The sequence below is a fragment of the Bacillus sp. FSL K6-0268 genome (assembly GCF_038005425.1).
Classification (GTDB): Bacteria; Bacillota; Bacilli; order Bacillales; family Bacillaceae_G; genus Bacillus_A; species Bacillus_A thuringiensis_S.
In genome coordinates this window covers 2,762,106-2,786,596 of the sequence record NZ_JBBOTF010000001.1, presented here as the reverse complement: position 1 = coordinate 2,786,596, position 24,491 = coordinate 2,762,106, and the positions used below count along the sequence as shown (strand labels likewise).

Below are 24,491 nucleotides of genomic sequence, written 5' to 3'. Positions count from 1 at the left end.
AAATATTGAACGTTATTTGTAAAAAATTAGTAGGGATGTGATTGTTTTTTTGAAATATATGGATAGAAGTATTATAATAGATTTGTAAACTTCACCAGGTTAAGTATATACATAGAGAGGGATGTATAAAATGAAAGCACTACTTTGGCATAATCAACGTGATGTACGAGTAGAAGAAGTACCAGAACCAACAGTAAAACCAGGAACAGTGAAAATCAAAGTTAAATGGTGTGGTATTTGTGGGACAGACTTGCATGAATATTTAGCAGGGCCTATTTTTATTCCAACAGAAGAACATCCATTAACACATGTGAAAGCACCTGTTATTTTAGGTCATGAGTTTAGTGGTGAGGTAATAGAGATTGGTGAAGGAGTTACATCTCATAAAGTGGGAGACCGTGTTGTTGTAGAACCAATTTATTCTTGTGGTAAATGTGAAGCTTGTAAACATGGACATTACAATGTTTGTGAACAACTTGTTTTCCACGGTCTTGGCGGAGAAGGCGGCGGTTTCTCTGAATATACAGTAGTACCAGAAGATATGGTTCATCACATTCCAGATGAAATGACGTATGAACAAGGTGCGCTTGTAGAACCAGCAGCAGTAGCAGTTCATGCAGTACGTCAAAGTAAATTAAAAGAAGGGGAAGCTGTAGCAGTATTTGGTTGCGGTCCAATTGGACTTCTTGTTATCCAAGCAGCTAAAGCAGCAGGAGCAACTCCTGTTATTGCAGTTGAGCTTTCTAAAGAACGTCAAGAGTTAGCGAAATTAGCAGGTGCAGATTATGTATTAAATCCAGCAACTCAAGATGTGCTAGCTGAAATTCGTAACTTAACAAATGGTTTAGGTGTAAATGTTAGCTTTGAAGTAACAGGTGTTGAAGTTGTATTACGCCAAGCGATTGAAAGTACAAGCTTCGAAGGACAAACTGTAATTGTTAGTGTATGGGAAAAAGACGCAACAATTACTCCGAATAATTTAGTATTAAAAGAAAAAGAAGTTATTGGTATTTTAGGATACCGTCACATCTTCCCAGCTGTTATTAAATTAATTAGCTCTGGTCAAATTCAAGCAGAGAAATTAATTACGAAAAAAATTACAGTGGATCAAGTTGTTGAAGAAGGATTTGAAGCACTTGTAAAAGATAAAACACAAGTGAAAATTCTTGTTTCACCTAAATAAGATAGAATCGAAAAGAGTAGCCCTTTTCTAGAAATAGAAGAGGGCTACTTTTTTTCTATACTGAAAGGTGATAGACTTTCCTTTGACTAAATGTATTTTTGTTTGGAAGGGAGAATCTAATGCTTTCATTTTTGTTAACTTTAAAGCGAATGTTAAGAGCCTGTTTACGAGCGTGGAAAGATAAAGAATTTCAAGTATTATTCGTATTAACAATTTTGACTTTAATATCGGGTACGATTTTTTATAGTACGGTTGAAGGGTTACGTCCTTTAGATGCGTTATATTTTAGTGTTGTGACATTGACAACTGTAGGAGATAAAGATTTTAGTCCTCAGACAGATTTTGGAAAGATTTTCACGATATTATATATATTTATTGGAATGGGATTAGTGTTTGGATTTATTCGTAAGCTGGCAACTAATGTACAATTACCAACGATATTATCAAATAGAAAAAAAGAGTAAAGCATTCAGATGCTTTACTCTTTTTTTACATTAGTTTAGACAAGCCTTAATAATAGTTTATTAAAATGAAAGTGTATTCATTCATTATATTCACTGTGTATAAAGTTATAATGATATGAACATTTGCGTATTTTGATTTAGTGATAGAATTTTCATGAAAGGTGGGATATTCTAGTCATAGGTTAACCGGATGACATCATAGGATCCTAACAAAATGTTTACAATAATTCAATTATAAAATGGAGGATTTTATATGAAAAAGAAAGTACTTGCTTTAGCGGCAGCTATTACATTAGTTGCTCCATTACAAAGTGTTGCATTTGCTCATGAAAATGATGGGGGACAGAGATTTGGAGTTATTCCGCGCTGGTCTGCTGAAGATAAACATAAAGAAGGCGTGAATTCTCATTTATGGATTGTAAATCGTGCAATTGATATTATGTCTCGTAATACAACACTTGTAAAACAAGATCGAGTTGCACTATTAAATGAATGGCGTACTGAGTTAGAGAACGGTATTTATGCTTCTGACTATGAAAATCCTTATTATGATAATAGCACATTTGCTTCACATTTCTATGACCCTGACAATGGGAAAACTTATATTCCGTATGCAAAGCAGGCAAAGGAAACTGGAGCTAAATATTTTAAATTAGCTGGTGAGTCTTACAAAAATAAAGATATGAAACAAGCATTCTTCTATTTAGGATTATCTCTTCATTATTTAGGTGATGTAAACCAACCGATGCATGCGGCAAACTTTACGAATCTTTCGTATCCACAAGGATTCCATTCTAAATATGAAAACTTTGTAGATACGATAAAAGATAATTATAAAGTAACGGATGGAAATGGGTATTGGAACTGGAAAGGTACGAATCCAGAAGATTGGATTCATGGAGCGGCAGTAGTTGCGAAGCAAGATTATGCTGGCATTGTAAATGATAATACGAAAGATTGGTTCGTAAGAGCAGCTGTATCACAAGAATATGCAGATAAATGGCGCGCTGAAGTTACACCAATGACAGGTAAGCGTTTAATGGATGCACAACGTGTTACTGCTGGATATATTCAGCTTTGGTTTGATACGTACGGAAATCGTTAAGTATTTGAAGAAGGTCAAATCTCAGAATAGAGTATTTGGCCTTTTTATCACTATACAATACATGGAGGTATGAAACGTGAAAGGTAAATTGCTAAAAGGTGTACTTAGCTTAGGTGTTGGTTTAGGAGCTTTATATAGCGGAACGTCAGCTCAAGCAGAAGCATCTACAAATCAAAATGATACATTAAAAGTGATGACGCATAATGTATATATGCTATCAACAAACTTATATCCAAACTGGGGACAAACTGAGCGTGCTGATTTAATTGGGGCGGCAGATTATATAAAGAATCAAGATGTTGTTATATTAAATGAAGTGTTTGATAATAGCGCATCAGATCGTTTATTAGGTAATTTGAAGAAAGAATATCCAAATCAAACAGCAGTATTAGGTCGTAGTAGTGGAAGCGAATGGGATAAAACGTTAGGGAACTATTCATCTTCAACTCCTGAAGATGGTGGCGTTGCGATTGTCAGCAAATGGCCAATCGCTGAAAAGATTCAATATGTATTTGCAAAAGGATGCGGGCCAGATAATTTATCGAATAAAGGATTTGTATATACGAAAATTAAGAAAAATGATCGTTTCATTCACGTAATTGGGACGCATTTGCAGGCTGAAGATAGTATGTGCGGAAAAACTTCACCTGCATCTGTACGTACGAACCAATTAAAAGAAATTCAAGATTTTATTAAAAATAAAAATATACCAAATAATGAGTATGTGTTAATTGGTGGTGATATGAACGTAAATAAAATAAATGCAGAGAACAAGAATGATTCAGAGTATACATCTATGTTTAAAACATTGAACGCTTCTGTACCATCTTATACTGGACATACAGCGACTTGGGATGCAACGACAAACAGTATTGCAAAATATAATTTCCCTGATAGTCCTGCCGAGTATTTAGATTATATTATTGCAAGCAAAGACCATGCGAACCCATCGTATATAGAGAATAAGGTGTTACAGCCGAAATCTCCACAATGGACTGTTACATCATGGTTCCAAAAATATACGTATAATGATTACTCTGATCATTATCCAGTAGAGGCGACTATTTCTATGAAGTAGTTTCAAAAAGTTTCTTCGTAAAGAAGAAACTTTTTTTATTTGCAAACAGGAAAATCACACTTTCTTTCCAATATGTATAAGACATATTGAGAAGAGGAGAGAAAAATGTGGATCGAGGAATTTTTAAAGAAGTTCCATTACCGTGTGCATTTTTGGATGAAGTGGCTTTAGATAGAAATATTCAATCAATTATAGAGTTAAGTGGAAATAAGAAGATTCGTATAGCGAGTAAATCGTTACGTTCTGTTCCGATTATGCAAAAGATTTTAGCTGCAAATGATCGATTTCAAGGTATTATGTGCTTTTCACCTAGAGAGACTTTATTTTTAATAGAACAAGGATTTAATGATTTATTGCTTGGATATCCTGCTTATGATGAAAGAGCTTTGTATGAAATTAGTTTGCTAACAAAGAAAGGTTTCATTATAACTTGTATGGTGGATTGTGAAGAGCATATTGTGTATTTAGAAAAAATTGCTGAGGAATCTAAAGGATGTTTTCGTGTTTGTTTGGATATTGATATGAGTAGTCGTTTCTTTCAATTTCATTTTGGTGTACAAAGATCCCCAGTAAAAAATGTGCAGGATGCGTTGAAAGTAGTAGAAAAGGTGAGAAGGTCATCATATTTAATGTTAGATGGTGTGATGGGTTATGAAGCTCAAATTGCTGGGGTGGGAGACCATATACCGAATCAATGGCTGAAAAGTAAAGTGATTTCGTATTTAAAGCAGAAATCAGTGCTAGAAGTTAAAGAAAGAAGAGAATATATTGTAAAAGCAATACAAAAACTTGGTATTGAGCTAAGGTTTGTAAATGGAGGCGGAACAGGAAGCATAAAAACAACTGAGAAAGATAATTCAGTTTCAGAGATTACAATAGGTTCTGCTTTTTATTCTCCGAAGCTGTTTGATTATTATAAAGAGGTGAAATTTCATCCAGCGGTCGGATTTGCCTTACCAGTTGTGCGTAAACCAGTCCCGTTTATTTACACTTGCCTAGGTGGTGGATATATTGCTTCAGGAGCAGTTGGAAAAGATAAAGAGCCTGAAGTTTGGAGACCAAAGGGTGCAAAACTATTAGCTTTAGAAGGTGCTGGCGAGGTACAAACGCCAATATTTTATAACGGCGAGGAAAGAGTGGACATAGGAGAGTCCATTTTGTTTCGTCATAGTAAGGCTGGTGAATTATGTGAACGCTTTCCTTTTTTGTATCGTGTTAAACAAGGAGAGATTGTTGGGGAGTATTCAACATATCGGGGGGATGGCCAATGCTTTCTATAAAGGGACAAAGGTGGAGGAATTGGACAGGGAATGTAGAAGGGACGCCGCATTATACGATGTATCCAGAAAGTATACAAGATGTAGTAGAAGTAGTGGGGGTTGCACGAAAAAAGGGGCAGAAAATTCGTGTTGTTGGTTCAGGACACTCGTTTACACCCCTTGTGCAAACGGAAGAAGTTTTAGTTTCTTTAGATGAATTGAAGGGCATTGTGAATATTGATGAAGAGAAGATGGTCGCTGAAGTGTGGGCAGGAACAAAGTTATATGATTTAGGGAAGTTACTTGAGGAAAAAGGTTATGCGCAAGAAAATTTAGGAGATATTGATTCGCAATCTATTGCAGGAGCGATTAGTACGGGGACTCATGGAACGGGTATTACCTTTGGGAGCTTATCAACACAAGTTATAGAGATTACGGCAGTTTTATCTAATGGTGAGAGTATAGTTTGTTCGGAAGCTGAGAACGTAGAATATTGGAGAGCGTTTCAGTTGTCACTTGGAATGTTAGGTATCATTGTAAAGATAAAATTGAAGGTTATTCCAGCGTATTCACTCGTTTATGAAAGTGAAAAACAGTCATTATCTACTGTAATGAACAAACTAGAAGAGTATAAGAAGCATCGTCACTTTGAATTTTTCGTTTTTCCTTATTCTGATGAAGTACAAGTAAAACTTACGAACGAAACAACGAATACAGGCAGTGATTTGAAATGGCATAAACTAAAGGTGGAGTTACTTGAAAATAGGATGTTCTCTTTACTATCTAAAGGGTGTAAATGGTTTCCTTCTATAAGTAAAGGAGTGAGTCGATTATCAGCTAAGGCTGTACCAAACACAAAAATAATTGGCCCGAGCTATGAAGTATTTGCTACATCACGTACGGTACCATTTTATGAAATGGAGTATAGCATTCCTTCAAAGTATATGAGGACTGTGGTAGAAGAAATCTCAAATCTTATTGAAAAGAAAAAGTATAAGGTGCACTTCCCGATCGAATGCCGCTATGTGAAAGGTGATGATATATGGCTTAGTCCAGCCTATGGAAGAGATTCAGCGTATATCGCTGTTCATATGTATAAAGGTATGAAATATGCTGCTTACTTTGGCGAAGTGGAAAAAATTTTTCTGAAGTATGAAGGGCGTCCGCATTGGGGGAAAATGCATACATTATCGTATGAGCAATTACAAGATATATATCCAGAGTTTCATTCGTTTTTACAGGCGAGGAAGTCTCTAGATGAACTTGGAATGTTTTTTAATCCTTATGCAGAAAAGTTATTTATCCCGCATTAACGGGCAGTAATACTCCCATCTCAAAATTCGGTGGGAGATAACCGCTCGTTTTGGGAGGGTTGATTAAAGTTTCACATTATGTATATGAAAAAGCTGACAAATAATTATTTGTCAGCTTTTTTTAGTGTAATTGCATTTCTTGTATGACTAATATGCTCATAAAATAGTAGTTTATCACGGCTAAATACATGCAGTAAAACATGAATAATAAACAGGCCGTTAATGATGAATAGGAATAACAATGTAACGAGTAATACTAAAGGTTCTGTATGATTTAACATAGAACTACTAGAAAGAATATAATTGATTCCGCCTAACGCAAAATAAAATATACCGTATCGAATAAATAGTTCTTTTAATGTAATACGATCTGATTTTCCTTTCAGGTGAATGCGAAGCAATGCTTTCCCAATTGTTTTTCCATTCGTAAAGTATGGAATAATAATAAAGTAAATAAGGATTGAACACGTAATGAAAATGAGTTCATACATATTGGTGTAAGATTGCATATTAGAAACGAAGAAAGAATTTCCTTTGTTTTTAATGACAGGTACAACGATAGATAAGAAAATCCAATCAATTTGCATCGCGATAAGGCGACGAATGAATCCGACTGGTTTCGTTTCTAAATTAATATGACTATCTAACTCGTTTGTTTTTGGAAGGAAGTACGTAAATATTGGTGCAATGATAAAACCAATTACGCCACCTAATGTATTTAAAAACAAATCATCGATATCAAATAATCGGTATGCACAATTGTATATACCGTATAATCCAGTCACTTGTGTTAGCTCGAAAAATAGTGAAAGGAAAAAGGAAATGTAAATTGTTTGTAGGAAACTACGTCGGAAATAATAACGTAAGTAAATACCGAATGGAACAGTTAATAGAACATTAAATGCAACTTGTAAAAAAGCAGACTCTTTTAATAAGTAGAAATAAGTAGCCGGTTTCGTTAAAACTGCCGATGTATGACTACTAATCTCTTGTATGAAATAAAATGGTGAGAGTTGCATGTGTTGTGTATTAGCCGATTGTAGGCTACAAGTATCAAACGTTTGTGGCAACGGCAAAATAACAAGAAAATAGGCATTTAATAAGTAAAGTAATAATGAGTATAAAATAAATGAGCGCCATTTATTTAAATAACCGTATTTTCGATAATTAAATATTAGAAAAGGGATTAAAAGAAACATTGCTAAAAAAGGAAATAAAATAAATGCTGTTTTTACTGGAAATAAATATGCAGTCAAAGTGAAACTCCTTTCAATAAAAATTCGTTTATCATTATAGCGCTAAAAATATTTAAATACAAAGTTAAAATATTTCGAAATAGAAATAATTACTAATTTTATAGGAATTAAGTTATAATAAATTTAATATGAGGATATTATGATTATATAAGTTGAGAGAGGGTACAAGAGATGCGATATGAACTTTTTTCTGTAAGTGGGGATCATATTACGACTTTTGAAAGTGCATGGCGTTTTCAGGAGGGAGAACAGATTTTTGTTCATGATGATCAAACAAAACGAAACTTTATTATTATTCGTCTGACGCATGATGTATTTCAACAAAATAAACATGTTATTCGTTTGTATTGTCAAGAAAAGAAAGTGTATGCATAAGAGAAGCCCTCTTACAGTATGAAAAGTAAGAGGGCTCTTTATCCCGCTATTTGTGGGAAGCACGATTGGTGAGGATTAAAGTTTCACTTTATCATTTTTCTCCTCGCAAGGAATAAAAAGAGAAGAGTTAATGCACATAGGTAGCATTTGATTTGGAAGAAAGGATATAGCCTTGTATTTTGTACTTCAAAGTTTCATGGCCTTTTCTTTGAGAAAGCCATGTATGGTAATCTTGTTGTGTTTTCCATAACATACGAAACATATATTCTGTCTTATCATTTGTACGATGAACATGTGAAAACTCTATGTTAATAAAACCGTTCGTTCCAGGGGAAGGATAATATTGTTTAAGCTCACAAAGTAGCTCACTTTCATATCCGTACTTAATGTGAATGAGTTTAGTAACTATAAGTATATAAACACCTCTTTTACGATAATAGTAGGAAAGATAGCTTTACTATAATAGTGAACTTAATAATTATTATAATATTCTGAAAATTCGAAGTGAATGATAGGTTTTAACTTAATAAAGGTATAAAAAAGCGAGTCATCTAGTGTAATAGAATGACTCGCTTTCGATTTGTAAGTTTCACTTTATAAGAAAATAAGAGTAAGTACACCTACGATAATACAATAGAAAGAGAAATACTTTAAATTTCCTTTTGCCATAATGTTCATAAACCATTTTAGTGAAATATACGTCATGATAAATGTTGCGATGAATGCAACGACATATGGTACGAATAATGTGTCTAGATTTGGATCATTTGCAATGTCTGTAATGCTTAACAATAAGCCACCTAAGCTAACAGGAATGTATAGTAAGAATGAGAAGCGAAGAGCTGTTTCTTGCTTCATACCAAGTAACATTGCTGCTACGATTGTGGCACCAGATCGGCTTATTCCAGGAATCAGTGCGCAAGCTTGTGCTAATCCGACGATGATTGCATCTTTCATAGAAAGGTCGCCATCATTTTTACGACCGCGTAAATTTCTAATAATCCAAAGGCCGACAGCAGTAATAAGAAGGGAAATCCCAACCATCTTCACACCTTTTAAGTACTGATCGATGTAATCTTTAAATAAAACACCAATAACACCTGCTGGAATGGTTGCAATAACAAGATAAATAATAAAGAAGAAATCTGATTTCGCGTCTTCTGCTCTTGTAAATATATAAGAGAGACCATTCTTCGTCAGACGAATTAAATCATTTCTATAAATAAGTAATACAGCTAATAATGAAGCTGAATTAACAAGTAGTTCGAAGCTAAATCCTTCTATTTTTAGTCCTAGCAAATGTTGTGCTAAAACGAGGTGACCACTTGAAGAAATCGGAATTGGTTCTGTTAGTCCTTGGAACAGACCGAGAATTAAATATTTTAAAACGTAGTAAAATTGTTCCATAATAACCTCCTTGTTTATTAGTTGAAAGAAACAACTTTTCCATTATAACAAAGATATGGATGAATATTGAAAAGAAATAAATATTCGAAATAAAATAAAAATCCCTTATAGCAGTATAAGGGATTTTTATTTTTAATTAAGAAGTTACTGTTCCTTGAAGACTTTTAGACAATTGAACATCGACTTTTTCAGCATCATGAATATGATTCATAATAGTAGTATTTAATTTTTGGAACATTTGTTGTGTATTAGCGAATTCTCGTAATATGTCATCATTACAAGACTTTTGGTTTTCAATAGCCTTAATAACATTTGTAGCGCCATTTTGTAACGTTTGAATCATAACTAAAATATTTTCAATTCTAGCGTTTGTATCGGCGCTCATTTCTACACCTTCATCGACTAAATGTAAATTATCTTTTGTATTATCGTATGCTTTTTCAATTTCTTCTTGAATTTTTTTCGTTAAGTTGCCGATGTTTTTTGTGCTTTCTGCTGTACTTTCCGCTAGTTTTCTTACTTCATTGGCAACGACAGCGAATCCTTTACCGTGCTCTCCAGCACGTGCGGCTTCAATACTCGCATTTAAGGCAAGTAAATTTGTTTGTGCTGCAATGTTTTGAATGACTTCTACAATTTGCTCGATTTCCTTTGAGCGTTCGCTTAGATGATTCATACTATTAGACGTGCGTTGAGATTGTTCACCTAATTTATTAATTACAATAAGTAAGCGGTGAACGGATTCTTTTCCTTCATTAGAGCAGTCAATAATTTCTGCAATAGACTGAATTAAGCTTTGTTCCTTTTGCAACATTTCATTATTTAACTCATTGGAATGTGTCGTGCGTGTTGAAACATTTTCGAAACATGAACTTAATTGTTGAACTAAATTTTGGAGTGTATTGTGTTGGTTATTTACAAGTTGATGCTCGTGTACAACGCTTTGTACACGATCGTGGATAGTCGAAATAGTCTCTTGTTTTTCAATATCTTTTTGTTTCAATTCTGCTTCTAATTCTTGTATACGCTCTTCTAATTGAGCAATTGTATGTTGGAGTGATTTCTTTTGAGTAAACATGTATTTATTTCAACCGCCTTCGAAAGTTATATTTTCTCTATATTTGGATTTTAGCATCTTTTGTATTTTTTAAATATAGGAATTGTTAAATATTTAAGAATCTATTACATTTTATTCATAATTCTCTTTTTTTTGTCACGAAAAATAAACTGTATTTAATCGTTTTGTAAACAAACTGTAAAATAAATCATGTATAACTGTATAAGAAGGGAGTCGGATTATGAACTATTTTAAGCGAATCAGCTGTCTAGTATTAGCAGGAATTATCGGTCTTTCTAGTACAGTCGCTGTTAAAGCAGAGTCAAACGACGAGAAACTTAACAACATGCAACAGCAATTGCAACAAAACGATGCAGAAATGCAAAAGAAAGAGCAAGAGAAGCAAGCTGTTAGTAAAGAAATTAAAGGTATTGAAAACGAACTACATAATTTAAATAATACAATTGCAAAAAATAAAGAGGATCAAGCTGCTATTCAACGTAAAATCGATGAAACACATAAGCAGATTGAACAAAAAAAGGAAGAAATTGTCGTTTTAGAGGATAAAGTCCTTGCTCGTAAAGACATTATGAGAAAACGTATGGTTTCTGTTCAAAACAGTTCAAATACAAGTTTAGTAGTAGAAGTTGTAGTAGAGTCAAAAAACTTTGCAGACTTCTTACAACGTATGAACGCAGTTTCTACTATTCTAGAAGCTGATAAAGAAATTTTACGTCTACAAGAACAAGATCTTCGTCAAATTGAAGAAGATAAGAAAACAATTGACGAAAAAGAAGCATCTTTAGTAGTAGACAAACAAAAATTAGCAAAAGCGCAAGCTGAACTGCAAGATAACTTGAAAAAACGTCAAGATAACTTACAAACAGTTCAAGCTAAATATAATGAGGTTGCAAGTCAGCTTAATTTAGCAGCGGAAGAGAAAGCTAAAATTGAATCAAATATGAAGGCAGTACAAGAAACAATTGCTCGTGAACAAGAAGCAGCAAGAATCGCAGCGGAAGAGCGTGCAAAAGCAGAAGCGGCTGCAAAGGCTGAGCAAGAAGCTTTAGCGAAAGCACAAGCAGAAATTGCTGAAAAGCAAAAGCAAGAAAAAGCTAGTAAACCGGCAGAACCAGTTGCTAATAATAATTCGAAGGTAGAACCTGCACAACCTTCTAAGCCAACTGCTGGTGGGAAAGAAATTTATGTAGAAGCTACAGCTTATACAGCTGATCCAGCGGAAAATGGTTATGCGTCAGGTCAACAAGTATTTTCTGCATGGGGACCAGGTGGTAAAGGTTATAATCTAACTGCAAACCCAGGAATGAAATTAATTGCTGTAGATCCAAGTGTTATTCCATTAGGCAAAACTGTAAATGTTGAAGGTTATGGAGTCGCAATTGCAGCAGATACTGGTGGAGCGATTAAAGGTAACAGAATTGATGTGTTAATGCCTGATAAAGGGTCTTCTAGTCAATGGGGAAGAAAAATCGTTAAAGTTACAATTTTAAACTAAAACGTAATCCAACTTTACAATACGTAGAGTTGGATTTTTTACAATATTAATGTTAAGTTAAGTTTACATTTTGTTAAGGATAGCATACAATAATGGTGAGAGGTGGTAAATTTGACCATTTTAAACAGAGTAAAAGAATTAAGAGCTCGTTTTAATTTTTCACAAAGTGTATTAGCAGAAAAGGTTGGAGTGACGAGACAAACAGTTGCTGCAATTGAAAAAGGGGATTACGTTCCTTCATTGTTACTAGCATTGATGATTTGTGATGTATTCCAGTTAAAGATGGAAGACGTGTTTGTTTTAAATAAGGAGGGGGAAGAGGATGAGTAGAATTGGTTTTTCTTATATTATAAATGTACTCTATACTGCACTAGCATGCTGGACATTTGTTGAATTTTATAGTGTTATTACAGAGTTAGCAGACATATTTAAAAACGAGAAATTCCCGTTTGAAGTAGCGGTTAATGGAGTACCATTTATTTTATTATTTATTGGAGCTATTATAGTTACAATTTTTTATAGAATTCAAAAGAAAAAATATAAGAATTTATCTTTTTGGATGTATCCATTATTATTTCCACTAGAAGATGAACGTGAAAAAGCGATTACGGATAAAGCTTGTCGAACAACATTTGTATCGTTATGGTTTGTGTTACCTTGTGCAGTTGGATTTTTAACTTTTTCGCCTATTATTAATGAATATCTTCCTGGATACCCATTATATATTCTATTTTCTATTTTCTTTATTCAAATGACAGTATTTCACGTATCATTATACAGAAATAAATTAGCTTAAAAAGAAACCTTCTTGCACCGGCAAGAAGGTTTCTTTTCAGCTAATACTTGTACATATGGCGATATTATTTTATCATTTTATATAGAGTAAGATTTTGTAAGGGAAAGGAATTGTATATGAATAAGCAAAGAATTTATAGTATAGTAGCAATCCTGCTATTTGTTGTAGGTGGGGTGTTAATTGGAAAGCCATTTTATGATGGATATCAGGCTGAAAAGAAACAGACTGAAAATGTGCAGGCTGTTCAAAAGATGGATTATGAAAAGCATGAGACGGAATTTGTAGATGCTTCCAAAATTAATCAACCAGACTTGGCGGAAGTAGCGAATGCATCATTAGATAAGAAACAAGTAATTGGTCGTATTTCGATTCCAAGTGTTTCAGTAGAACTGCCTGTTTTGAAAGCTTCTACTGAAAAAAACTTATTAACAGGTGCAGCGACAGTAAAAGAGAATCAAGTTATGGGAAAAGGAAATTACGCACTAGCAGGACATAACATGTCTAAAAAAGGTGTTTTATTTAGTGATATAGCTTCTTTGAAAAAAGGCGATAAAATTTATTTGTATGACAATGAAAATGAATATGAGTATGCGGTTACTGGTGTATCTGAAGTAACTCCTGATAAGTGGGAAGTTGTGGAGGATCATGGGAAAGATGAGATAACGCTTATTACATGTGTATCTGTAAAGGATAATTCTAAGCGTTATGTTGTTGCTGGTGATTTAGTAGGAACGAAGGCGAAGAAGTAAAAAAGAAGGTGAACTCTTTAAAGAGTTCACCTTCTTTTTTACTAATGTTGAGAAAAAATAGAATGTTTTGGTTTGTATTTAAGTATTCTTCTATTTATGTATAATAAAGTTATAATTCTATATTTTGGGAGGAACAAGAGTGAGACAACAGGTGAAGAAACTTCTTTTAACAACGAGTATAGCGTTATTGGTAGCTCCAATTTCAGCTTATGCGCATCCAGGGCGTACAGATGCTAATGGCGGACATACGTGTCGTACAAATTGTGAGAAATGGGGATTACAGTACGGGGAATATCATTATCACAATAAACCAGCTTCTAGTAGTGGTGCAACGAGCCCAGCTCCTAGCCAGAATAATAATAGTGCTGTAGAAGCTGAGAGACAAGCAGAAGCACAGCGTAAAGCTGAAGAAGAGAGACAACGTGTAGCCGAAGAACAAAGAAAAGCTGAAGAGGCACGTAAGCAAGAGGAAGCGCAGCGCCAAGCTGATATGGAAAAAGGTCAACTTGAAGGTCAAAAGAATGGAGAAACTGATTTTAAAGCAGGAAAAAATGATGCAGAAGTGCATGTAGCTGGAAAATCTGATGCATATAAACAAGCGTTTAAAGCGACTTATGCAGCCGCATGGTCTTTAGAAGAGCAGAAGAAAACGCATTTTGAAAAAGGAAAAGAACAAGGTTTAGCACAAGAGACGATGGACGATAGTCAAGTTGCTCCAGAGTTTAAGGTAAACTTTGTAGACGGGTTCAAAGTAGGGAATAAAGAAAGAACAGAAAAAATTGAAAAAGAACAAGCTGAATTAGGAGAAAAGACAGGGAAAGAACTAGCTGAAAAGAATCCTGGAAATAGAGAGAAAGAAGTATACGTGAAGGCATATGAAACAGCGTATGAAAAAGGCTATAAGTCTACAAAAAAGGCAGTAGAAAAGGCTGGCTATAAGTATGCATTTGAAAACTATAATTTAAAAGTTCCTGCTAAGTATGAAAGAAATGAATTGTTAAAGAAATGGTTTACTGAAGGGTTTAAATTGAATAAAAAAGCAGCAGAAATTCGAGAAGAAGGGTATAAAAAGGGAGACAGCTGGTTCTCATTCTTCTATAAGAGTTTCGTACCAAGTGAATATAAAGAACATAAAGAGCTGTACGAACAAGCAATAGAAAAAGGTAAAACGGCATAAAAAAAGATGAGGAGAAATTCCTCATCTTTTTTAATCCATCCATTTCACTAATTTCTTAGAAATTAATAATAAAACACAACCTAATACAATTGCCACAGCGCCAATAACCGTGAATACTTCAGCGTATCCAAGTGAGGTTGTGAAGCTTGCAAGTTGTCCGCCTAAAATGTTGGCGATACCTGAACTTGCTAGCCATACACCCATTAGTAAAGATGCTAATTTTACCGGAGCAAGCGCACTAACCATTGATAGTCCGACAGGTGATAAGAATAGCTCACCTAACGTATGGAAAAGATACGTAAAGACGATAAATAGTAAGTTTGCTTTTTCTGTAATGTTATGTTCATCACTACCTGTTTTTAATGTAGCGATAACGAGAATGATATAACCGATACCAAGCAAGATCATACCAAGTCCCATTTTAGTTGGGATTTTTAAATCACCGCGCTTGCGAGTTGCAAGTTTTGCCCATAATGCAGAAATGACTGGAGCAAGTAAAATAATAAATAATGGATTGACCGATTGGAACCAAGATGTTGGAACTTCCCATCCGAACACAGAGCGGTCTACAAATTTGTTTGTATATAATGTTAACGAGCTACCAGCTTGTTCAAAGCCAGCCCAGAAGAAGACAACGAAGCATGTTAAAATGACGATAACTGCGGTACGTTGTTTTTCTTTTTTTGTTAACGGTGTATCTCCTACTGATGGTTGTCCATCTGTTGTTTGTAAATCGCGAGTTGGTTTTTTACCGATATCACCAAGGAAGCGATTTGATAATGTTGTAAATAAAATTTGTCCAATAATCATTCCGATTGAAGCGGCTAAGAAACCGTAACGGAATCCGTAATGTACAACGCCATCAACTGTTGTTTTGAATAAATTTTCTGATAAAAACCCGCAAACGAGTGGAGCTAAAAATGACCCGACGTTAATACCCATATAGAAAATGGTAAATGCACTATCACGTTTTGGATCGTTCTCTTCGTATAATTCTCCAACCAGTGTAGAGATGTTCGGTTTGAAGAATCCGTTACCGATAATAATAAGCGCTAATCCGAGGTATAGGCCTAATTGGTTTTGCAAGGCAAATAGTGTAAGGTTACCGATTGCCATTGTTATACCACCAATTGTGATTGCTTTTCGTCTACCTAGAAAACGGTCTGTTAAGTATCCACCAATCATTGGTGTGAAATAACAGGCTCCAGTATAAAATCCGTAAATAGAGAGTGCCCATGCGGGACTAAACCCAAGACCACCGCTTACTAAAGCTGTCGTTAAATATAATGTTAATAATCCTCGTAATCCATAGTAACTAAATCTTTCCCACATTTCTGTAAAGAAGAGTAAGTATAAACCTGGAGGATGTTTCTTTTTTCTTTGTTGTTCTCTTTCTAGTTGTATCGCTGATTCCATGTTATTTTCCTCCTGACACAAACAAAAACAAAGTTAATAATTTTGTACATTTAATATTTTACTTTATTAACTATTGTAAGTCAATAAAGGTTGATTTTTCAGAAGAGATTGGAAAAAGGGAATAGCTATAGAAGGGGTGTTTCTTTTGTGATAGACTATGGACTATGTTTTCTTTGTAAGGAAGCGGGTTATTGTACTTTTTTTATATGTGGAATTGATTTCATAAAAGATGAAATTAAAGAAGGAGAAAGAAATGAAATTGTTACAGAAAAAAGAAATTTTACTTATTAGTCTTATGTTATTCTCGATGTTCTTTGGAGCAGGGAATCTTATATTCCCACCTTTTCTTGGATATGAAGCAGGAGAACATGTGTGGATTTCGTTAGTAGGATTTATTATATCAGCAACAGGTCTTCCTATATTAGGTGTTATTTCTATTGCAAAAGCAGGAAGTTTTCAAACGTTAGCGGGTAGAGTTCATTCTTCATTTGCAATTATTTTTCCATGTATCGTGTATGTATTTATTGGACCTGGGCTTGGTATACCACGTGCGGGAAGTTTAGCCTTTGAAATGGGGCCAGGTCAGTTATTCCCTGAAGCAGGAAGCGGAGTATTATTGTTTTACACAGTTATTTTCTTTAGTATTGTTTACTGGTTAAGTTTATCACCATCTAAACTAATGGGGTTGTTTGGAAAAGTCTTGACGCCGTTATTATTATGTATGATTGCACTTATTTTTATAAAGAGTATGTTTACAACAGTAGGAGATATGAAAGAACCAATAGGGAACTATGGCCAAGCTCCTATGTTTCAAGGGTTTTTAGATGGATATTTAACAATGGATGCGTTAGCTGCTTTAATCTTTGGAATTGTTATTGCAAATGCATTACGTGCAAAGGGTATTGAAGATGATAAAGGTTTAGCGAAATATATGAGTATTGCTGGAATCGGGGCAGGACTATTATTATCGATTATTTATGTCATCCTTGGATATGTGGGGGCAATTAGTGGCTCATTAGGAACATTTGATAACGGTGCCAAAGTGTTAGCACAAGTTATGACTACATTATTTGGACAGGGCGGAGTCGTTTTATTAGGTCTTATTTTTACTATCTCATGTTTATGTGTTTCAATTGGACTTGTTACGTCTTGTAGTCAATTTTTTTCGAGTGCATTTCCGAAAGTATCTTATAAAGTGTGGGCATTTATAGTAAGCGTTGTTAGTATGATCTTAGCTAATTTAGGATTAACGCAAATTTTAAAAGTATCAGTACCAATTCTTGGATTTATTTATCCAATTGCATTAACGCTTATTATTCTAGGGTTATTCCATAAGTATATTGGGAAGTATGCATACGTATATACAGTAACTGTTTGGATTGTAGCAATATTTAGTGCAATTGATATTTTAAATAAAAATGTAATGATGAATCAGTGGACGTCAGTATTAAAATACATTCCGTTTTATACAGAAGGTGTTGGATGGATTGTTCCAGCTATTGTAGGCATGTGTCTTGGTTTCATCGTTAGCATTGCTTTAAATAAGAATAAATGAGTAAAAAGGTGTTTTCCTATTTTGGGAAGACACCTTTCTTTTTTTGGAAAAATACTATTGAAAATGAATAGACTAAGAGTATGATAAAGGTAATTGGTAATATATAGGTTTAATGAGAGTTACGAATAAGGGGGTAGCATATGAAGAAGGATTTGGATAAGAAAATAGAAGCACTCGAAACGGCAATTGAAACGATTCAAGAAGCACTTGCTGAATTAAAGGTGAAGCAAAGGGAAATAGAAGTAGAAAACGCTCAGCAACATGTTAGTAAGGATAAGAAAGAATATATTGAAACGGTAATGGAGGAAAAGCCAAAAGAAGAAATAGTTAAGATAAAAGAGCCTTTGCAAGAATGTGAGGTAAAACAAGTAGATATATCTGCTTTTAAACCAGAGCCATTTAATATTATTAAGTTTTGTCAAACGTGGTTACCGCGTGTATTTGTCGGTATTATGTTGCTTGGAGTGATCTGGTTATTTAAAGCAGGGGTAGATGCTGGTTTATTAACACCAGCAATACGAATTGTGTTTGGTATCGCATTATCTATCGGTTTGTATTATATAGGAGATATTCAAATTAAAAGAGAGCGGCAGGCGTTAGGATTAGTATTGGTTGGAGGAAGTATTTCGGGGATTGTTTTAACGACGTTTGCGGCACATTATTTGTATGCATTTATTCCGGCAAGTATCGCGTTTCTCTTTAATATTACATGGGTTATTTTAGGGATTTATTTAGCGAAAAGATATAACTCGGAATACCTTACTATCTTCGTAGCGGTAGGAGCGTTCTTCGTGCCATTCTTGTTAAATAGTACGACTCCTAATCCTTATATTTTCTTTGGATATGAGACAGTGTTAACACTTAGTTTATTATGGTATGGATTGAAAAATCGTTATAAATATTTATAGTAACTACTCAGCCACCTTTCGGTGGCTTTTTTTAATTTTACTAGTTTCATATGCCTCCTATTTGTAAATACTGAGTATATCAAACAGGGGAGGTGAATATTATGGTCGATCGAAAAATTATTTTAGATACATATAAAAAAGGACCTGAAGCTGTTATTTCTTTATTTGAAGAAACATTTTCTAAATTAGAAAAACGTATACAAGAACTAGAAAATGCTTCAAAAAAAAACTCCAAAAATAGTCATAAGCCACCTTCTACAGATGGTTTAGGTAAGCCTGTTACAAAAAGTTTGCGCAAACCGTCTCATCGTCAAACCGGTGGCCAGTTAGGCCACAAGGGACATACTCTTGGTTTGACAGCGACTCCAGATCATACGATTACACATTCTCCTACATATTGTACTTGTTGTCATACTTCCTTGAACCACGAGCCTGTAAAAGGGTATCGCATTCGCCAAGTGTATGACTTACCACCTATTCAGATTGAAGTGACAGAACATAAAGTAGAACAGAAAGAATGCCCACATTGCCATTCTATCCAAGAAGCCCAATTTCCTTCGACAGTATCTCGTCCTGTTCAATATGGTCCAAATATAAAAAGACTGATTCCCTATTTAACGCATTATCAATGCATTTCTTTGAAGCGAACAAAAGAATTCTTTCAGGATTGTTTTGGACATTCTATAAGCGAAGGAACCCTGGTAAATCATACACAGGCTTTCGCTTCTCAATTGCAGCCATTCATAAAAAAAGTAACGGAAAAGATCCTGCAGTCTCCTATTGTCCATTTTGATGAAACCGGTATGCGTGTAGAAAACAAAACACAATGGTTACATACTGCCAGTACACCGGAGGTGACATTGCAACATATTCATCACAAACGCGGAAAAGAAGCAATGGATGCGGGCGGAATTTTACCGTCTTTTTCTGGAATTGCGATGCATGATGGTTGGAAATCGTATGATGCGTATACAGATTGCCGACATGTATTATGTAATGCCCATCTCTTACGAGATTTGCAAGGAATTATAGATAGTACGGGGCAAAAATGGGCGCAACAGATGCAGAAATTTCTCACGCAAGCTTTAACGCTGAAAAAACAATACAAAGGAAATCTGCCAAAAGTAAAGCAACAGCACCTGTTTACTGTTTATCAAGCTATATTGAAAGAACAACCAGTCTTTTCTACAGAATTAAAAAAGAAAAGAAAGCAGACGCCTGCTCAAAATTTATGGAATCGCTTCGTCAAATATGCTGACAGAATTCTAGCATTCTTAGAACATCCAGACATTCCATTTGATAATAATCAAGCGGAACGGGATATTCGAATGACGAAAGTCAAACAGAAAGTGTCTGGGACTTTCCGAAGTAAGAAAGGCGCAGAATCTTTTTGCCAGATACGAAGCTTTATGAGTACCATGAAAAAACAAAAACAATCTGTCTTACAAGCGATAGGACAAGTTATAGAAACCGGAACGGTTCCTTGGAATCGCACAACTTCATAAGAGAAATTCTCTGTTTGATTTAGATTCTTTCTCTTATTGGAGTCTTTTCTTTTTTATGTTTTCGAATGAAAACATGTATTTGGTATGCCCTTTTTCCTAATTAAGCTGAGTAGTTACTATTTATATATGATTTCTTACGCTGTTGCGGCCATTGTTCTTTTTGTCTTCTTTGCTGTTATGTCAATATTAGTAGAGAACTTGCAAATACAGTTAACGATTGTATATGGTTTGATTCATTTACTATTATTTTGGCATATGTTTACGGAGAGAAGTTTTATACCAGAACCGCGTTTGGCGATATTTAGTGCGAATGCAGTGTTCTTTATACTAGCTATTTCAAAAATACCTGATTTTACAACATGGGGATTAATTATTAGTGCAATTGTGCACGCTACTATGTTTGTGCTTGAGTATAGGAAGAATAGACATTCTACATTTACAAATCTCTTATTTGGTTTCACAATGGGAGCATTTAGTTTAGCGATTTTATACGAGTATAGTTTAGTAAATGCAGCGATCGTACTATTATTACAAGGTTTCCTTGGAATGGTTACTTCTATTAAAGGAAAACAACAGATAAAATTGTATGTTAGTGCAACGATTTACGCGATTGGAATGATACAAACGATTTTTAGTCCGTTTGATCAATTTATTTCGGCAGGCTTTGTTGCTCATATTATTTTAATAGGAACATTCTATTATTGCATGAGACAAGCGAAAGAAGTGTTAGCGAGTTTTGGTAAGTATGTGTACTCTATAGCGCTCTACTGGTTAATGGTCATTGTATTTATTACAATTACTAGAATTGGTGAAGTTCTTTCTACAGATGGAAGTATAATTAGCGTATCTGTATCGTTATTATGGATGATATATGCGTTATTTGCAGTTTGGTTTGGCCGTTATAGACAGATGAATGAAATATTATATGCTGGATTAATCGTATTAGTAGTAACGGTAGGGAAGTTATTCCTACTTGACTTACCGGAGGTTTCGATGATGATTAGGGCAGTGTTATTCCTAATCGTCGGTAGTATAGGTATCGTTATTTCAAGAATGTTTTTCTCAAAAGAAGAGAAGTGAAAAGAAGGCAATCCATGTATGGATTGCCTTTTTCATTATTTTTTATTAATCGTTACAGTTTCATTATATTTCGCTGTTGTATTTTGACGTAGACGAAGCGTTGCTTGTCCAGTTGTATTTGAATCAATCTGTACATTTACAACTTTTTCAGCAGAGCCTAAGCTGTTTGTTGTGAAAGAGAATGCACTACTATATCCGAAAGCAGATGGCCAAGTGCCGTTTGTATTTTGAACTTTTGCTACTTGTGTTCCACCAGTAGTGAATATACCTAAAGAATAGTTGTTATAAGTTGTATTAGGTAGTAAGTTGTTTACTTGAATCTTCATTTGGAAAATTTCATTGTTTGGTAGAATGCTAGGGTGTGTAACGACGTAGTCGCTTGTTGTTACCGCACCGTTATAACCGTATGAACCTGGTTTAAAAGTATTTGTATTAAACCATTGATAACCTGCATTTGGTGCACTCCAAGGTTCAGGTTGTGGTTCTGTTGATAAGCTTGGCTGTTCAAATGTTTGTAGAGCTGTAGGTGAATCAAGTTGTAAACCATTTACTTGATCTAAACTTGTAAATGTCTCTTTATTCGATAACCAATTTACGATGTTTTCTAATAAAATCGCATCGTTTTCTTCTTTATAACCATCGTAAGTTTTCTTTGTTTGGCCAGAATCTTCACGAACGTACTTTGGCGTTGCATCTTCAACAGGAGAAGAGTCACCAATAAAGGCAGCTTTTCCAAGTCCTATTTTTGCAATTGCAGCATATGGGCCTTCTGCAATACCACCGCCATTATAAACGCCACTATCAACAGCGTTATTCCATTTTGATGGATTTTCTGGAAGGTAAACAAGTCCTTTTGCTAGTTTTGGGTTTGTAATTGCTAGAGTAGAACCAGCATGCATTGCTACAGAAGAAACACCTTTTGTAATTCCGAAAGATTGTTCAGGCGATACAATTGTTTTCGCTGAAACATCACCAAGTGCATTGTAGCGGAAGCGAATACCGAAGTTGTCAGATAGCCAATCAGAGCTTTCTACTCCTTGCATAGCTTGTGAATTTGCTTCTTCATTAGACATTCCTTTTGCTGGATTATCCCAAGCACCGCGTCTATATCCATTAAATACTTCAGAAGAGTCCCAGCGATTTTTATTACGATCCGCATTGTAATGATCGGCAATAAAGAAGATACTACCACCATTTTTTACATATTGTAACATAGCGTCCTGCTCAGATTTTTTGTAAGGAATATTAGCTTCTGGAACGATAAATACATTGTAACCATTTAAGTCTTCGTACGTAATAGGTGTTGATTTACGAAGTTCTTTTACGTGATATCCGTTTTTTGCAATGCCGTTTCCGAAGTCAGAAAAGCCGCCGTCAATAACCCAGTCAGCTGTCCCAGCAGTTTGACCGTGTGTATTATCGAATAATACTTTCTTCCCATTGTTTTGATTTACAACTTTTGCAGCAATTTCAGGAGCTGGGTCTACAGAGCTTTCGGCATAAGTAGACGGTATGAACGAGGTCCCTATACTTAGTGTAATTGCTGTTGCTAAAGAAAATGTAATCCATTTTTTATTCTTCATAGAAGAATCCCCCTAATAATAAATATATGTGCTTTAATAATGTAATTTATTTTTCTGTAAAAATAAAGACGGAAAACATAAAAAATATTAAAAGATTGTAAAAATACCGTGAATTTTGTTGAGAAATATTTATATAGATATAAAAACACCCCTTCCAAGTAATAAGGAAGGGGTGTTTTGCTTAACTAATTTTTGAGTTAGGTGTTTCATCAATCTTATGAAACCCTTTCATGTAATATACGATTGCTAAGCCGATAAGCCAAATTGGGCCGACAATCAATGCAATTCGTGTATCTTCTGAATACGCCATTATACCTAGTACTAATACAAGGAAAACGAGTGAGAAATATGAGCTTAATGGGTATAAAGGCATTTTATATGATAACTTTTGTTTATTTTGAGTAGGTAAGCTTTTACGGAATTTAATTTGAGCAACTAATATAATTCCCCAAGTCCAAATTGCGCCGAAAGTTGAAATGCTAGTAAGCCATGTAAATACCTTTGCAGGTACGAGATAGTTTAATATAACACCAATGAGTAAAACGATAGCAGTTGCTACAATTCCTTGGCTTGGAATGCCGTTTTTATTTAAACGACCAAATCTTTCAGGAGCTTTTTTCTGCTGAGCTAATGTAAATAGCATACGGCCTGTACTAAATAAACCACCGTTACAAGAAGAAAGAGCTGCTGTTAATACGACAAAATTAATAATACCTGCTGCTTTTGCGATACCAATTTGCTGGAATGTTAATACGAATGGGCTTCCTTTCTCACCAAGTTCGTTCCATGGATAAATTGCCATCATAACGAATAGAGCTCCTACGTAGAACAGTAATATTCTCCAAAACACGTTATCAATTGCTTTTGCGAGTGTTTTCTTCGGATTTTGAGCTTCACCAGCTGTAACACCGATTAATTCAACGCCTAAATAAGCGAATAGTACCATCTGCATGGAGAGTAGTAACCCAGAAAAACCATTTGGGAACCAGCCGCCATGTGACCAAAGGTTTGAAATACCAGTAGCGATACCACCGTTTCCGAATCCGAATAAAATAATACCAGCTCCGACTACTATCATACAGATAATTGTGACAATTTTAATGAGAGCAAACCAAAACTCAAGTTCTCCAAATACTTTTACCGATAAGAAGTTAAAAGCGCTCATTAACAATAGAGCAAGTAATGCCCAAGTCCAGCGCGGGATATCTGGGAACCAGTACTGCATGTAAATACCAGCTGCTGTAATTTCAGCCATACAAGTAACAACCCATAAGAACCAGTAATTCCAACCAGTAATATAACCAGCGAGTGGGCTGATATAATCATATGCATATTTACTAAAAGAACCGGCAACAGGTTGTTCAATTGCCATTTCCCCGAGAGCTCGCATAATGAAAAAAATAACGAGTCCGGCAATCATATAGCCTAGTAAAATAGAAGGACCGGCTAGTTTAATAGCGGAAGCGGATCCTAAAAATAGCCCAACACCAATAGCTGAGCCAAGTGACATTAAAGTAATATGTCGTTCTTTTAAACCACGATTTAAAGTTCCAGATTTGTTTGTGTGCTGCATAAGAAGAATCCCCCTTGTAGAGTGAACGATATTTGAATGCGTTTGCTAAATATTTAACTATTTCAAATTATAAAACATTTCTATCTGTTATGCTACAAAAATAATCATAATGAACTGTACTACATCTGTACTTGTC

The 24,491-nt window shown here is 34.8% G+C and carries 20 protein-coding genes and 3 pseudogenes; 16 read left to right on the top strand and 7 right to left on the bottom strand.

The genetic code is table 11. The features are described from left to right. Positions 1-130 precede the first annotated feature (130 nt). The 6 genes from bdhA (at position 131) to MHI28_RS14425 (ending at position 6,402) form a co-directional block, all read left to right on the top strand. Positions 131-1,183, top strand: a complete 1,053-nt coding sequence (gene bdhA, locus MHI28_RS14450) for a (R,R)-butanediol dehydrogenase (RefSeq protein ID WP_000645827.1) — start codon at positions 131-133, stop codon at positions 1,181-1,183. Positions 1,184-1,302: 119 nt separating this feature from the next. Beyond that, positions 1,303-1,647: a potassium channel family protein gene (locus tag MHI28_RS14445; protein ID WP_000948212.1), complete on the top strand. Its 345-nt coding sequence runs from the start codon at positions 1,303-1,305 to the stop codon at positions 1,645-1,647. Positions 1,648-1,900: 253 nt separating this feature from the next. After that, on the top strand, positions 1,901-2,752 hold the full coding sequence (cerA, locus tag MHI28_RS14440; RefSeq protein ID WP_340828063.1) for a phospholipase CerA: 852 nt from the start codon (positions 1,901-1,903) through the stop codon (positions 2,750-2,752). A gap of 76 nt (positions 2,753-2,828) precedes the next feature. Then, complete coding sequence (gene sph, locus MHI28_RS14435; RefSeq protein WP_000676793.1) at positions 2,829-3,830, top strand: sphingomyelinase C; 1,002 nt, start codon at positions 2,829-2,831, stop codon at positions 3,828-3,830. Positions 3,831-3,937: 107 nt separating this feature from the next. Continuing rightward, entirely contained in the window at positions 3,938-5,110 is a 1,173-nt protein-coding gene (locus MHI28_RS14430) for an amino acid deaminase/aldolase (protein ID WP_000373748.1), read from the top strand. Then, positions 5,098-6,402 carry a D-arabinono-1,4-lactone oxidase gene (locus MHI28_RS14425; RefSeq protein WP_000948963.1) on the top strand — a complete coding sequence of 435 codons (1,305 nt, stop codon included), beginning with the start codon at positions 5,098-5,100 and terminating at the stop codon, positions 6,400-6,402. The genes MHI28_RS14430 and MHI28_RS14425 overlap by 13 nt, the downstream gene beginning before the upstream one ends. Positions 6,403-6,506: 104 nt before the next feature. Here MHI28_RS14425 and MHI28_RS14420 read toward each other — a convergent pair whose 3' ends face one another. Continuing rightward, a complete protein-coding gene (locus MHI28_RS14420; RefSeq protein ID WP_000128031.1) occupies positions 6,507-7,658 on the bottom strand; it encodes a VanZ family protein in 1,152 nt (383 codons plus the stop codon). Positions 7,659-7,829: 171 nt separating this feature from the next. Here MHI28_RS14420 and MHI28_RS14415 point away from each other — a divergent pair, with 171 nt between their 5' ends. After that, entirely contained in the window at positions 7,830-8,033 is a 204-nt protein-coding gene (locus tag MHI28_RS14415) for a hypothetical protein (RefSeq protein ID WP_001268332.1), read from the top strand. A gap of 127 nt (positions 8,034-8,160) precedes the next feature. Here MHI28_RS14415 and MHI28_RS14410 read toward each other — a convergent pair whose 3' ends face one another. The 3 genes and pseudogenes from MHI28_RS14410 to MHI28_RS36150 form a co-directional block, all read right to left on the bottom strand. Continuing rightward, positions 8,161-8,448, bottom strand: a complete 288-nt coding sequence (locus MHI28_RS14410; RefSeq protein ID WP_043333453.1) for a hypothetical protein — start codon at positions 8,446-8,448, stop codon at positions 8,161-8,163. A 179-nt stretch (positions 8,449-8,627) separates the two neighbouring features. Next, positions 8,628-9,440, bottom strand: a complete 813-nt coding sequence (locus tag MHI28_RS14405; protein WP_000434794.1) for an undecaprenyl-diphosphate phosphatase — start codon at positions 9,438-9,440, stop codon at positions 8,628-8,630. Between the two features lie 136 nt (positions 9,441-9,576). After that, a pseudogene (locus tag MHI28_RS36150) lies at positions 9,577-10,107 on the bottom strand (methyl-accepting chemotaxis protein); the annotation flags it as partial. A gap of 631 nt (positions 10,108-10,738) precedes the next feature. Between MHI28_RS36150 and MHI28_RS14395 the strand changes: the two are divergent. The 5 genes from MHI28_RS14395 (at position 10,739) to MHI28_RS14375 (ending at position 14,735) form a co-directional block, all read left to right on the top strand. After that, positions 10,739-12,013 carry a 3D domain-containing protein gene (locus tag MHI28_RS14395; RefSeq protein WP_001105781.1) on the top strand — a complete coding sequence of 425 codons (1,275 nt, stop codon included), beginning with the start codon at positions 10,739-10,741 and terminating at the stop codon, positions 12,011-12,013. A 111-nt stretch (positions 12,014-12,124) separates the two neighbouring features. Then, positions 12,125-12,343 (top strand): helix-turn-helix transcriptional regulator, encoded by a 219-nt coding sequence (locus MHI28_RS14390; RefSeq protein WP_000154017.1) that lies wholly within the window; start codon positions 12,125-12,127, stop codon positions 12,341-12,343. Further along, complete coding sequence (locus tag MHI28_RS14385; RefSeq protein WP_000086544.1) at positions 12,336-12,809, top strand: hypothetical protein; 474 nt, start codon at positions 12,336-12,338, stop codon at positions 12,807-12,809. Before MHI28_RS14390 ends, MHI28_RS14385 begins: the two co-directional genes overlap by 8 nt. A 116-nt stretch (positions 12,810-12,925) precedes the next feature. Continuing rightward, positions 12,926-13,558: a class A sortase gene (locus MHI28_RS14380; protein WP_001041729.1), complete on the top strand. Its 633-nt coding sequence runs from the start codon at positions 12,926-12,928 to the stop codon at positions 13,556-13,558. A 139-nt stretch (positions 13,559-13,697) separates the two neighbouring features. Next, the gene (locus tag MHI28_RS14375; RefSeq protein ID WP_001249807.1) at positions 13,698-14,735 is read left to right on the top strand and encodes a YHYH domain-containing protein; all 1,038 of its coding nucleotides are present in this window, start codon (positions 13,698-13,700) and stop codon (positions 14,733-14,735) included. A gap of 30 nt (positions 14,736-14,765) precedes the next feature. Here the strand turns inward: MHI28_RS14375 and MHI28_RS14370 are convergent, their stop codons facing one another. Beyond that, positions 14,766-16,151, bottom strand: coding sequence for a peptide MFS transporter (locus tag MHI28_RS14370; protein ID WP_000443141.1), 1,386 nt, complete (start codon positions 16,149-16,151; stop codon positions 14,766-14,768). Positions 16,152-16,404: 253 nt separating this feature from the next. On the opposite strand from MHI28_RS14370, the gene brnQ1 reads away from it, so the two are divergent. The 4 genes and pseudogenes from brnQ1 to MHI28_RS14350 all read left to right on the top strand — a co-directional run. Then, positions 16,405-17,706 carry a branched-chain amino acid transport system II carrier protein BrnQ1 gene (brnQ1, locus tag MHI28_RS14365; RefSeq protein WP_000771705.1) on the top strand — a complete coding sequence of 434 codons (1,302 nt, stop codon included), beginning with the start codon at positions 16,405-16,407 and terminating at the stop codon, positions 17,704-17,706. Positions 17,707-17,846: 140 nt separating this feature from the next. Further along, positions 17,847-18,611 (top strand): annotated as a pseudogene (locus tag MHI28_RS14360) (DUF2339 domain-containing protein); the annotation flags it as partial. Positions 18,612-18,715: 104 nt separating this feature from the next. Further along, positions 18,716-20,119 (top strand): IS66 family transposase, encoded by a 1,404-nt coding sequence (gene tnpC / locus MHI28_RS14355; RefSeq protein WP_340828062.1) that lies wholly within the window; start codon positions 18,716-18,718, stop codon positions 20,117-20,119. Positions 20,120-20,230: 111 nt separating this feature from the next. Beyond that, positions 20,231-21,199: pseudogene (locus MHI28_RS14350) on the top strand (DUF2339 domain-containing protein); the annotation flags it as partial. Positions 21,200-21,234: 35 nt separating this feature from the next. Here MHI28_RS14350 and MHI28_RS14345 read toward each other — a convergent pair. Together MHI28_RS14345 and MHI28_RS14340 are read right to left on the bottom strand one after the other, a co-directional pair. Next, positions 21,235-22,782, bottom strand: coding sequence for a DNA-binding protein (locus MHI28_RS14345; protein ID WP_000791516.1), 1,548 nt, complete (start codon positions 22,780-22,782; stop codon positions 21,235-21,237). 181 nt (positions 22,783-22,963) lie between these two features. Continuing rightward, positions 22,964-24,355, bottom strand: a complete 1,392-nt coding sequence (locus MHI28_RS14340) for an amino acid permease (protein WP_001164901.1) — start codon at positions 24,353-24,355, stop codon at positions 22,964-22,966. Between the last annotated feature and the right edge of the window lie 136 nt (positions 24,356-24,491).

What these genes read in the sequence shown, in the direction of transcription:
- MHI28_RS14445 (WP_000948212.1), top strand. Translation starts at nt 1,303, where the DNA reads ATGCTTTCATTTTTGTTAACTTTAAAGCGAATGTTAAGAGCCTGTTTA.
- MHI28_RS14345 (WP_000791516.1), bottom strand. Translation starts at nt 22,782, where the DNA reads ATGAAGAATAAAAAATGGATTACATTTTCTTTAGCAACAGCAATTACA.
- MHI28_RS14385 (WP_000086544.1), top strand. Translation starts at nt 12,336, where the DNA reads ATGAGTAGAATTGGTTTTTCTTATATTATAAATGTACTCTATACTGCA.
- bdhA (WP_000645827.1), top strand. Translation starts at nt 131, where the DNA reads ATGAAAGCACTACTTTGGCATAATCAACGTGATGTACGAGTAGAAGAA.
- MHI28_RS14425 (WP_000948963.1), top strand. Translation starts at nt 5,098, where the DNA reads ATGCTTTCTATAAAGGGACAAAGGTGGAGGAATTGGACAGGGAATGTA.
- tnpC (WP_340828062.1), top strand. Translation starts at nt 18,716, where the DNA reads ATGGTCGATCGAAAAATTATTTTAGATACATATAAAAAAGGACCTGAA.
- MHI28_RS14340 (WP_001164901.1), bottom strand. Translation starts at nt 24,355, where the DNA reads ATGCAGCACACAAACAAATCTGGAACTTTAAATCGTGGTTTAAAAGAA.
- MHI28_RS14395 (WP_001105781.1), top strand. Translation starts at nt 10,739, where the DNA reads ATGAACTATTTTAAGCGAATCAGCTGTCTAGTATTAGCAGGAATTATC.
- MHI28_RS14415 (WP_001268332.1), top strand. Translation starts at nt 7,830, where the DNA reads ATGCGATATGAACTTTTTTCTGTAAGTGGGGATCATATTACGACTTTT.
- cerA (WP_340828063.1), top strand. Translation starts at nt 1,901, where the DNA reads ATGAAAAAGAAAGTACTTGCTTTAGCGGCAGCTATTACATTAGTTGCT.
- MHI28_RS14405 (WP_000434794.1), bottom strand. Translation starts at nt 9,440, where the DNA reads ATGGAACAATTTTACTACGTTTTAAAATATTTAATTCTCGGTCTGTTC.
- MHI28_RS14380 (WP_001041729.1), top strand. Translation starts at nt 12,926, where the DNA reads ATGAATAAGCAAAGAATTTATAGTATAGTAGCAATCCTGCTATTTGTT.
- MHI28_RS14370 (WP_000443141.1), bottom strand. Translation starts at nt 16,151, where the DNA reads ATGGAATCAGCGATACAACTAGAAAGAGAACAACAAAGAAAAAAGAAA.
- brnQ1 (WP_000771705.1), top strand. Translation starts at nt 16,405, where the DNA reads ATGAAATTGTTACAGAAAAAAGAAATTTTACTTATTAGTCTTATGTTA.